Here is a 10,965-nt window from a genome sequence, read left to right on the forward strand (position 1 = left end):
CGGTGGTGTGAGAGGGAGGGGCAGCACTAACCTGTTCCTCTCTACTCGATTTCATCGTTATAATACATCATTCTTCGCAACGTTCAGTTGCGAAAAAGGCAGCCTCCACAGCTGCCTTTGATTCTATTACCTGTTAATTCTGCCGGTGTTAGTCTGCTTTCGGCCCGCCATTTCTGTTTCCGGGCATTTCCGGCGGTTGTTCACCCATCATTCCCGGTTGCATTTCGCCCATATCTCCCGGATTTTCAGGCTGCATGCCTTTCATCCCACCAGGACCGCCCATGGAAGATACAGTTCCCAGTGTGGAGGTGCCTTCTTCCAGCGTCACCTCTCCCAGACTCTCACCGTTCACAAACACTGTGACAGTATCCCCGGCTTTCATTTCCGGGGAAGAGAGAAACAGCACCACAGATCCCCGGCTCACTCCATCACTGGACAGATTTCCTTCCAGAATGGTTTTTCCGGCTTTTTCCACCCGGACATTGCCGATACCGGCGGCTTCCGCCATCAGCAGCGGCTGACTGGCTTCTGTGGGATACGTTCCCATGGAGCCTGCAGCCACAATGGTTCCGCCGCTGATTACAAAGGATGTGTTGTCCACATCAAATGCAGTCTCTGGTGTCTGCAATGCCAGAGCGTGAATGGTTCCGCCTGATACTGTCAGAGATCCATTGGAATCCACCGCGTCATTGGTCTGCGAAACCAGATCCAGTGTTCCGCCGGAGATGTTCAGACTGTTGCTGGCATTGAGACAGTCATCCGCAGACTGAATGTCATAGGTCCCGTCCTGAATGGCCAGGACATCCTTGGATTCGATTCCTTCACTGGCGGCTTTGATGCGGTAAGTACCGCCGGTGAATGTGGCAGTATCGTTCACATGGATTCCATCCTGCAGAGCGTCAATGGTCAGGTTTCCGTTGAACACGGCGCTGTCTTTGGCTTTGATGCCATGTCCATATCCTGTGGATACAGTCAGGGTACCCTCTCCCTGAATGGACAGATCCGCTTTGGAATAGACAGCTGCGTTCAAAGCCTCGTATTCGAAGGTGTCGCCGCAGGAAATGGCATTATCACCCCTGAGCTCCAGAGAGAGGGATTCGGCTTGTTTCACATAGATCCCGGGACCGGTGTCATTGTTCAGCGTCACACCATCCAGCACCAGTGTGACGTCTTCTCCTTTGGCATCCACCACCACCATTTTTCCGGAACCGGAAAGGGTGCACGTGCCGCCTTTGGTGATTTTGACGGTGTTGCCGGACAGTTCTGCAGAACCGGATTCGATTGTGTCTCCGTTTATGTCAATGGCATCGTCCATGGAGTCTGCATCCTCTGCGGAATCTGTCTGCCAGGCTGTATCTGTATCCTTCCGATGCTCCTGCTGCATCTGTCTGTCAGAATCAGCCGGGCTGTCTGTGGAGTCTGCACTGCATCCCGAAAGCAGCACGCTGCCTGTGAGCAGCAGTGCGGCAGTATACATAGTCAGTTTGTTCATGAACCTGTTACTCCTTTCTGTGGAAACCGGATTACAGGGAAAGCTGAGAAGAACCTTCGCAAAGCTGCACATTCAGATTGTGGTTGATTCGGCGGATCTCCTCAATCATCCGGGCATTCTGGCTCAGATCCGGCAGCAGCGAGTATTCCAGTTCATACATGGTTCCCATATTCATCGACCGCACTTTTTCCAGCCGGACGGATTTGCCGAACTGCTGGAGGGTGCGGGTATAGGGCTCGAAGCTTTCCGTGTCTTCCGGAATCAGGATACGTACGGTCCAGGACCCGGTGATCCGCTGGACCAGACCGGCTGCTGCAGCCAGGACCAGTCCCAGAACAAATGTGACGGCCACGGCTGCCAGAATGTATCCGGTGCTGAACAGCAGGCCGGAAACCATGCCGAGAAACACAGCGGCAATATCGGGGCCGGATCCGGGCAGAGACCGGAAACGAACCAGTCCGAACACACCCAGAATGGCAATGCCGGTGCCCAGGGAACCGTTGATCGCCAGCAGGGCGGCGCATACCAGGGATGGCAGTGTCAGCAGTGTCAGAATCATCCCTTTGGAGGAGCGCAGACATTTCCAGCCCAGGAATCCGCACCAGAGGCCGGGAATGACGGACAGGGTCGTAAGAAGAAGCATATCGGTGATCATCAGATTATACATGGACAGATCTCCTTTCTTTTTCGGGACTGAGTCAGGGCGGAAAATGCATGACCGGCTTTGGATACGGAAGCCGGCTGCAGCTGCAGGGTGCTGAGAGTGCGGGCCAGAGGCAGTGGCAGGGGGCTGGAGGATTTGATTTCCAGGACATATTCTCCGGGTTTTGTCAGCGGCTGGCTCTGCTCATGCGGGGGATGCCAGCACAGGGAATCATCCAGGGTGATCCGCAAAGACGGATCGCCTTTCCAGTGCCAGGCCCGCCGGTGATACTCTACGGTGAAAGCCGGCTGGCACAGCTGCTCCATCCAGATCCGGGCAGCTTCTCCTTCCGGCTTGCCAAATGCAGTCCGGTTCCCTGTCAGGACAGCTGTCAGCTGAGAAGGGGACAGTCCCACACGGGATTTATGCGTGATACCATGCCATTTCTTTTTGACTTCCAGATAGTGCTGTCCGTTAGCATAGATGCGCACCCGAAGTTTTTCTTTATAGGCCGGTTTTCTGGCGCAATGGAACAGATACCGGTAATCCGGGGTATCCAGATACACCGACTTGATGGGATAATCGTGGAAGTCATCCGGCTCCAGCTGATTTTGCAGCGCTTCCAGGAACGCCTGATGCCGGGTTTCATCCAGAAGATATTTGAGTTCTTTTCTGCGAAACAGTTCTTTCATGGACTGAGAATACGATGTCCGGCTTAAAGGAGTCTGAAAAGACAGGGGATTCTGCTGCGGGGAAGGGAAATCGGATTTCCCTCCGGCAACTGGTCTGCAGCCGGACATAGCCGGAAATCAGATTTCCCTTCAGGAGGACAGATCTGAATGATGGGAAGAGGATTTCTTCCCGAAAATGGACGGTTTCCAGCGTTTTCAGGCAGGAAACAGGGGCTCGAATGGGAAATCCGATTTCCAGTCTTCAGTCCCGAGCCGGAGAATTGTCAGGAGCGGAAACCGGATTTCCACCAGTTTTGGGCACCTGCAGACATTTCTGAATTCAGACAATTTTTCCAGTTTGTCTGAATGCGCTTACAGGATTTTTTGACCGCCGGATCAGTATGGACCCAAAGCAGGGCCCATACCGGATTTGGCGGATTTGACTGTCTGGGACAAGGCAGTTCAAAACCCGGTTCCAGCTGGTTTTGCATCCAAGATGGAGTGGAATGAAATGTTCGGAGATCATACCCTGTCAGACAATCGGACTCCAGTCCGTACAGTCGGAAATTCCGGTAAAAGACGGCAATCGGCTGCCTGCTTTTATGCTTTTCAGGTATGGGAATTTGACTCCTTCACACCTGTACGGATTCATGCAGCTGGCAATTCCGCTCCCTTTTGATTCTCCTGACCACTTGGATGTTTTTGATTGAAATATGCAAAAACTCCAGCCCGGGTGACTGTTTGCTCATTTCAACCAGAAAACACCAGGATATATTCCACGAAATTCTGACCGGGAAAGCACAAATGCGCACCCATTTCAACAGACAGAACAAACGGACTGCCGCCTGAATCACGATGTATAGACAAGTCATTATGAATGCGCTTTCGCAACCTTTTTGGCATAGTATTGACTGGAAGCAGGGAGTCGCCGGATACAGAACCGCGGCTTGCTGCAAAACCTGAAACACGTCCTTCGTCCGGGACGGTTTCAGGGGGACGAGCAGGAAGCCGGGACTGATCACCCCGGTTTCCAGCCGGTCTGTTCCAGACATGGGACATCCGGCTTATAGCAGAACAAAAAGGAGAATCTGACTGTATGCTGCCGTATATCAGCGAATTTATTGGAACCTGTCTGTTGATCGTGCTGGGCTGCGGAGTTGTGGCCAACGTCAATCTGAAAACTTCCGGCATGAAAGGTGCCGGTTCGATCCAGATCACCCTGGCCTGGGGCCTGGCGGTGATGATTCCCGCATTCATCTTCGGGGAAGCCTCCGGTGCTTCCTTCAACCCGGCTCTGACTCTGGCCCTGGCCATTGACGGATCGTTTCCCTGGAACAAAGTGGCTGGCTACATCGTTGCCCAGCTGCTGGGAGCGTTTACCGGCGGGTGCATTGTCTGGCTGCTGTTCAAGGACCATCTGGATCGGGAACCGGATGCCGGCACAAAACTCGGGGTATTTGCCACCGGTCCCTCCATCCGCAACTTCTGGCTGAACTTCGCTTCGGAGTTTGTCGGGACCTTCATTCTGGTGTTCGCCATCAAGGGCATCATGAATGTCCCCGGACTGGCTGCCGGAACAGACAAGCTCTTTGTCATGGGGATCATCGTAGCAATCGGCATGTCCCTGGGCGGCCTGTCCGGCTACGCCATCAATCCTGCCCGTGATCTCGGCCCCCGGCTGGCCCACGCTGTGCTTCCCATCAAAGGGAAAGGCGATTCCCATTTCGATTACGGACTCATCGTCCCCATCTTTGCCCCGATCCTGGGCGCCATTGCCGCGGTGCTGGTATTCAGCATCATTCCCTGGTGATCATTCACCGCCATACAGAACAGAAAGGAAATCATTCTCATGACTGACAAACAAGGCTGCATTCTCGCCATTGACCACGGCACCACTTCCACCAGAGCCATTCTCTTCGATCACGACTGCCGGATTCTGGCGGTGTCCCAGAAGGAAGGCGGCGTGGACTATCCTCATCCGGGCTGGGTGCAGCAGGATGCCAATGAAATCTGGCTGGATACCCTGGCGGTGCTGGCGGATGTCATCAACAAGTCCGGCATTTCTCCCGATCAGGTCAAAGCCATTGGCCTGTCCAACCAGCGGGAAACATCGGTGATCTGGGACCGAAAAACCGGGCTCCCTGTCTGCAAGGCAATTGTCTGGCAGTCCCGGCAGACGTCGGAAATCTGCGACCGATGGAAAGAAGCCGGTCTGGAGGACATGATCCGGCAGAAGACCGGTCTGCGAATTGACCCGTATTTCTCCGCATCAAAAATCGTCTGGATGCTGGAAAACGTCCCTGGAATCCGGGAACGGGCAGAAAAGGGCGATCTGATGTTCGGCACGATGGATTCCTGGATCGTCTGGAAGCTCACCGGCGGAGAACAGCACATCACAGACGCTTCCAATGCCTCCCGGACAATGCTGGCCAACATTGAAACCCTGGAATGGGACAAGGATCTGCTGAAGCTCTTCGATATCCCGGAATCCATCCTGCCCCGGATCGTGCCCACTTCCCAGGTATACGGCACCACAGCCCCCTATCACTTCTTCGGGCAGGAAGTCCCCATTGCTTCCATGGTGGGTGACCAGCAGGCGGCGCTGTTCGGGCAGCTGTGTCTGGAAAAAGGCATGGCTAAAAACACCTACGGCACCGGCGGTTTCCTGCTCATGAACACCGGCAGCGACATTGTCCGTTCGGATAACGGCCTGCTGTCCACCGTCGCCTGGAAAATCGGCGATGAGGTGACCTATGCCCTGGAGGGATCCACCTTCGTGTCCGGTTCTGTGATGAAGTGGATGCGGGATGAGCTGCGGCTGTTTGACAAAGTGTCGGAAACCGCAGAGATGGCCCAGCGGGCGGGCACCACGGCGGGTGTCTATGTCATTCCGGCGTTTGTGGGACTGGCAGCACCCTATTGGGATGACCGGGCCAAGGCTGCAATCGTGGGCCTGACCCTGGGCACCAGCCATGACCAGCTGGTCCGGGCGGCGATTGAAAGCATGGCGTATCAGGCAAAGGATGTGCTGGACTGCATGGAAGCCGATTCGGGTATTCCGATCCAGGTGCTGAAAGTGGATGGCGGCGCTGCGGCCAATGATTTCCTGCTGCAGTTCCAGTCGGATCTCTGCCAGCTGGAGGTGGACCGGTTCAAGGTCAATGAACTCACAGCGCTGGGAGCGGCCTTCCTGGCGGGTCTGGCCATCGGGTTCTGGACCATGGATGAGCTGAAAATCGATCTGGGACGCAAGTTTGTGCCCAACCGGGATGAAAAAGAAATGAAGAAGCGATACAGCAACTGGAAACAGGCGGTGAAAGCCTGCCGCTCCTTCAAACCGGAGATGGTGTAGCCTGCAGGCTGCATGCTCCGGCAGTCCGGCACAGCCGGACATCGACAGGAAAGGAAGACAAGACAATATGGACAGCAACTATGATGTTCTGATCATTGGCGGCGGGGTTGTGGGTTCGGCGGTTGCCTGGCAGCTGGCGAAGACCGACTTGAAGACTGCCGTTCTGGAAAAGGAAGAAGACGTATCCACGGGGACCACAAAGGCGAACTCCGGGATCGTGCATGCGGGCTATGATGCAATGCCTGGCACACTGAAGGCGAAGCTCAATGTGCGGGGCAACGAAATGATTCACGAAATCGCTCCGGTGCTGAATTTTGACTTTGTGAACACCGGTTCGCTGGTGCTGTGTTTTGAGGAAGAAAACCGTCCGGGGCTGCAGGCGCTGCTGGAGCGGGGCAAAACCAATGGCGTGCCGGGTCTGCGGATCGTGGAGCAGGAAGAACTGCGGCAGATGGAGCCGGAGATTTCCGAAGACGCCATCTGCGCCCTTTATGCTCCGACAGCCGGCGTGGTGGATCCGTTCAACATGAATGTGGCGTTTGCGGAAAACGCTGCGGACAACGGCACGGCGTTCTTCTTCAATGAGCCTGTGACGTCGCTGGAGAGAACAGAGGACGGCTGGCTGGTGAATGGGGCGTACCGGGCGAAGATTCTGGTCAATGCGGCGGGAGTGCATGCGGATGAGATCCATAACATGGCCTGCGAACAGCCGATTGCCATACGGCCGCGGCGGGGCGAATACTTTCTGTTTGACAAGGAAGCCGGTTCGCTGGCCCGACATGTGCTGTTTCAGCAGCCGACGGCAGCAGGCAAGGGCATTCTGGTGACGCCCACGGCCCATGGCAACCTGCTGGCGGGTCCCACGGCGGATTTCATTGAGGACAAGGACGGGGTCTGCACCACGGCGCAGGGGCTGGATCATGTGCGGCCGATGGCGTCAAAAACCATTGACCACCTGCCTTTCAGCCAGGTGATCACTTCCTTTGCGGGTCTGCGGGCTGTACCGGAGGGCGGCGATTTCATCATCGCGGAGAATGCCCCCGGGTTCATTGATGCGGCGGGGATCGAGTCGCCGGGTCTGACCAGCGCGCCGGCGATCGGCGAAATGGTGGCTCAGATGATCGTTGACCGGCTGCATCCCGGGGAAAATACGGCGTATGTACCCCAGCGGCGGGGGTTTGTGAAGGTGGATGATCTGAGTCCGGCGGAATGGAATGCCCTGATTGCAGAGGATCCGGCGTATGGGCGGATGGTCTGCCGGTGCGAGAAAGTCACCGAGGGATCGATCCGGGATGCCTGTCGGCGCTCGGTTCCTGCCCGCAGCCTGGATGGGGTCAAGCGTCGGGTCCGCGCGGGGATGGGCCGCTGTCAGTCCGGGTTCTGTTCCCCGAAGACCATGGAGATTATTTCGCAGGAACTGAACATACCCTTTGAGGACATCACCAAATCCGGTGGACGATCGAAGCTCATCACCGGCTGGGACAAGGAGGATCTGCAGGATGGAGAATAAAAACAGAAAACAGCTGGTGGTGATCGGCGGCGGACCGGCGGGTCTGGCGGCGGCGATCGCGGCGAAGAAAAGCGGTCTGGATGACATTCTGATCCTGGAACGGGATCAGTGTCTGGGAGGCATTCTCAACCAGTGCATTCACAACGGGTTCGGGCTGCATACGTTCAGGGAAGAGCTGACAGGTCCGGAATATGCCGCCCGGTTCATCCGGCAGGCGGAGGAGCTGGAGATTCCCTATGCCCTGAATTCCATGGTGGTGGACATTGACCAGGACCGGAATGTGACGTATGTGAATGAAAAAGAAGGCCTGCAGACGGTGCAGGCGGATGCGGTGATTCTGGCCATGGGCTGCCGGGAGCGGCCCCGGGGCGCGCTGAACATTCCGGGTTACCGGCCTGCGGGAATTTATTCTGCGGGTACCGCGCAGAAGTTCACGAACATCGACGGGCTGATGCCGGGCAGGGATGTGGTGATCCTGGGATCCGGAGACATTGGTCTGATCATGGCCCGGCGGATGACCCTGGAGGGCGCCAAGGTGCATGTGGTGGCGGAACTGATGCCCTATTCCGGTGGTCTGAAGCGGAATATCGTCCAGTGTCTGGATGACTATGGCATTCCTCTGAAGCTCAGTCACACGGTGACGAACATCCAGGGAAAAGAGCGGGTGGAAAGCGTGACGATTGCCCGGGTGGATGAAAACCGGCGTCCGATCCCGGGTACGGAGATCACCTATCCCTGTGATACGCTGCTGCTGTCCTGTGGTCTGATTCCGGAAAACGAGCTGTCCCGGCAGGCGGATGTGACGCTGTCCCGGGTAACCAGCGGTCCGGTGGTGAATGAGTCTCTGGAGACCAGCGTGCCGGGGATCTTTGCCTGCGGCAATGTGCTGCATGTGCATGATCTGGTGGATTTCGTGAGTCAGGAAGCGGCGAAAGCAGGAGAAAAGGCAGCGGCGTTTGTCCTGGATGGTGTGCCGGAATCCAGCGTGCAGATTCCCATTGAAACCGGCGGTCTGGTCCGCTATACGGTGCCTTTCACGGTGGATCCGGCAAGAATGGATGAAAACCAGGTGGTGCGCTTCCGCGTGGGCAATGTGCTCAAAGGCGGATTCGTGAATGTCATCGTGGATGGTGAGAGGAAGATTCACCGGAAGCGCATGATTCTGGCACCAGGGGAGATGGAAAGCGTGACGCTGAAAAAAGAATGGATCACGCCGGAGACAAGAGAAATCCGGGTAGAAACGGAGGCTGCATAATGGAACGGGATCTGATTTGCATCAACTGCCCGATGGGGTGCAGTCTGCATGTGGTGCTGGACAATGATGAAGTCACTTCGGTGACGGGAAACACCTGTCCCCGGGGAAAAGCCTATGCCATCAGCGAGGTGACGCATCCGGTGCGGATGATCACCAGCGTGCTGCCGGTGGATGGGGGTGCCATTGCGGTGGTGTCCTGCAAGACGAGCCAGCCGGTGGACAAGGAGCGCATTCATGAAGTGGTGTGCGCCATGAAAGATGTTCGGGTGCAGGCGCCGGTGGCCATCGGGGATGTGCTGGTGTCAGATATAGCCGGCTCCGGTGCGGATCTGGTGGCAACAAAACATGTCCCCTGCAAAGGGCAGTAACGTACAGCCGGCGAGTGCTCCTGGGCTGATCTGTGCATCCGGGAGCCGCTGACAGGAAAGCATCTGTGCAAAAACGCAGCTTCAGGCCGCTGAAAGGCCGAAGCTGCGTTTTGCGTTGCGGGATTGGGATTGAGATTGCAGTCCGGCGGCAGTCCGGCAGCGTTCTGTGCCGGTATCCGGATCTGGCAGGCGGCGCGTTTCACCGGTACAGATGCAGCTGCTCCATGATCCGCTGAAGTTCGTCTGTCGCGGCTTTCTCCGAGTCCCGGTCCCGGGTCTGGTCGAAGCGCACCAGCATGAGCAGCAGCTGATCCAGACGATCCACAATATCCCCTGATTCTGTGACATAATCCGCCAGCACCTGGATCCGGTCCTGTTTCACCGGATCGCTGCCGAAGGCCTGGACCGCCCGGAAGGCCTGCAGTTCATTGTCTTTCAGATCCTGGAGAACCTGCGTGGCGGCTCCCTGAAACTTCGCCGCTGTCAGGGAGGTGGAACCGAAGAGGGCATTGACCAGTTCCGAGATGCGCTGCATTTTTTCTTCTCCTGCTGCTGTCAGCCGGCTCAGCTGTTTCAGCTGAGGCTCGTAGGGCAGGCGCTGCAGTCCTTCCAGCCATTTGAAGGGAAAGATGAGCAGAAACAGCATGATCAGACAGATGACAATGAGTGTTCCGTTCAGCGGCTTCAGCCAGGGACGCAGGGTTGTGCGGGATACCCATAGATTGACAGGGATGCACAGAGCGAAGCCCGCAATCAGGATCAGGCGGGTGATCAGCCGCATTTTCTTGAATGGATCGGTAAATTTATTCATACTTACGTTATATCCGGGAGGAATCCATTATGCAAATCCGTCCAGTTCTGTGTTTTGTTCCTGTCCTGTGTCTGAGTGCCGGGGCCTGGTATCTCACCAGTCATGATCTGCAGGTGCAGCAGGCGCTGATTGCCCAACAGATTCAGAGTCAGCCTCAGCGGGACAGATACATCGAGGTCGATCCCAATTATCTGTTTTATCCGGAAATCACCTATGCCTGGCAGGATGGAAACCGGGCGGTGGTGACCATCTGCCAGAAAGCGGAATCGGCTTTGTCAGCACCGAATCAGACGCTGTATCTCCGGGCGGGCAACGGACAGAAAAGCGCTGCCTATTTTCCGTATATGAGCGGAACAGATGCAGTCTGGTCCTATGCATCCTTTGACGACACCTCCCTGGAAGATGCCCGGAAAGCCCAGCTGGAATACGGCACCATGCGGATCTCGTATCAGTCCGTGGAGAATGATGCACAGATCTGGGATGCCCAATGGGAACAGGAAGGAGATGTCATCAAAGGCCGGCTGCCCACCAATGCCATTTTGCCTGATGCGCAGCAGCCGGTGCTGAATCTGCTGTTTTATCAGGGAGACACGGTGGTTTTTGCAGATGTGATTGATGAGGAACAGATTAAAATCGCCAGTCCGGTCACCTTCACCTATGAACCGCCCTTTGCCCTGCCGGACTTTGACCGGATCGAGGTGCGGACTCTGTAAGGACAGCCTCTGGAAGCTGCAGACACCGGTTCCGGGTTTGGGCCCCGGGTTCATCGGCAGAAACAGACATGCCCGGTTCACAGGATGCTGAACCGGGCATTTTTTGTGTGCCCGGCATGGCACATATCTGGGTGGTGAAAGTCCACTATG

10 protein-coding genes are annotated in these 10,965 nt (G+C 56.2%); 6 read left to right on the forward strand and 4 right to left on the reverse strand.

What is annotated here, in order from left to right; translation table 11 throughout:
- Positions 1 to 148: 148 nt before the first annotated feature.
- The 3 genes from QZ305_RS11050 to QZ305_RS11060 are packed head-to-tail and all read right to left on the reverse strand — an operon-like array spanning position 149 to position 2,827.
- Complete coding sequence (locus tag QZ305_RS11050) at positions 149 to 1,492, reverse strand: carbohydrate-binding domain-containing protein (RefSeq protein ID WP_294731999.1); 1,344 nt, start codon at positions 1,490 to 1,492, stop codon at positions 149 to 151.
- 31 nt (positions 1,493 to 1,523) lie between these two features.
- The gene (locus QZ305_RS11055) at positions 1,524 to 2,159 is read right to left on the reverse strand and encodes a DUF4956 domain-containing protein (RefSeq protein ID WP_294732000.1); all 636 of its coding nucleotides are present in this window, start codon (positions 2,157 to 2,159) and stop codon (positions 1,524 to 1,526) included.
- Positions 2,147 to 2,827: a polyphosphate polymerase domain-containing protein gene (locus QZ305_RS11060; RefSeq protein WP_294732002.1), complete on the reverse strand. Its 681-nt coding sequence runs from the start codon at positions 2,825 to 2,827 to the stop codon at positions 2,147 to 2,149. The genes QZ305_RS11055 and QZ305_RS11060 overlap by 13 nt, the downstream gene beginning before the upstream one ends.
- A 1,075-nt stretch (positions 2,828 to 3,902) precedes the next feature.
- Here QZ305_RS11060 and QZ305_RS11065 point away from each other — a divergent pair.
- From QZ305_RS11065 to QZ305_RS11085, 5 genes are all read left to right on the forward strand, one after another.
- Complete coding sequence (locus QZ305_RS11065; RefSeq protein ID WP_294732003.1) at positions 3,903 to 4,616, forward strand: MIP/aquaporin family protein; 714 nt, start codon at positions 3,903 to 3,905, stop codon at positions 4,614 to 4,616.
- A gap of 39 nt (positions 4,617 to 4,655) precedes the next feature.
- Positions 4,656 to 6,158, forward strand: a complete 1,503-nt coding sequence (gene glpK, locus QZ305_RS11070; RefSeq protein WP_294732004.1) for a glycerol kinase GlpK — start codon at positions 4,656 to 4,658, stop codon at positions 6,156 to 6,158.
- 67 nt (positions 6,159 to 6,225) lie between these two features.
- Positions 6,226 to 7,668, forward strand: a complete 1,443-nt coding sequence (locus tag QZ305_RS11075) for an NAD(P)/FAD-dependent oxidoreductase (RefSeq protein ID WP_294732005.1) — start codon at positions 6,226 to 6,228, stop codon at positions 7,666 to 7,668.
- Complete coding sequence (locus tag QZ305_RS11080; RefSeq protein WP_294732006.1) at positions 7,658 to 8,923, forward strand: NAD(P)/FAD-dependent oxidoreductase; 1,266 nt, start codon at positions 7,658 to 7,660, stop codon at positions 8,921 to 8,923. The genes QZ305_RS11075 and QZ305_RS11080 overlap by 11 nt, the downstream gene beginning before the upstream one ends.
- Positions 8,923 to 9,291, forward strand: a complete 369-nt coding sequence (locus tag QZ305_RS11085) for a DUF1667 domain-containing protein (RefSeq protein ID WP_294732007.1) — start codon at positions 8,923 to 8,925, stop codon at positions 9,289 to 9,291. Before QZ305_RS11080 ends, QZ305_RS11085 begins: the two co-directional genes overlap by 1 nt.
- 199 nt (positions 9,292 to 9,490) lie before the next feature.
- Here QZ305_RS11085 and QZ305_RS11090 read toward each other — a convergent pair whose 3' ends face one another.
- Positions 9,491 to 10,102: a hypothetical protein gene (locus tag QZ305_RS11090; protein WP_294732008.1), complete on the reverse strand. Its 612-nt coding sequence runs from the start codon at positions 10,100 to 10,102 to the stop codon at positions 9,491 to 9,493.
- A gap of 29 nt (positions 10,103 to 10,131) precedes the next feature.
- On the opposite strand from QZ305_RS11090, the gene QZ305_RS11095 reads away from it, so the two are divergent.
- Complete coding sequence (locus QZ305_RS11095) at positions 10,132 to 10,815, forward strand: hypothetical protein (RefSeq protein ID WP_294732009.1); 684 nt, start codon at positions 10,132 to 10,134, stop codon at positions 10,813 to 10,815.
- The last annotated feature ends 150 nt before the right edge of the window (positions 10,816 to 10,965 follow it).

Origin of the sequence: uncultured Faecalibaculum sp., assembly GCF_910588395.1 — a bacterium.
In the GTDB taxonomy this organism is placed as follows: domain Bacteria; phylum Bacillota_I; class Bacilli_A; order Erysipelotrichales; family Erysipelotrichaceae; genus Faecalibaculum.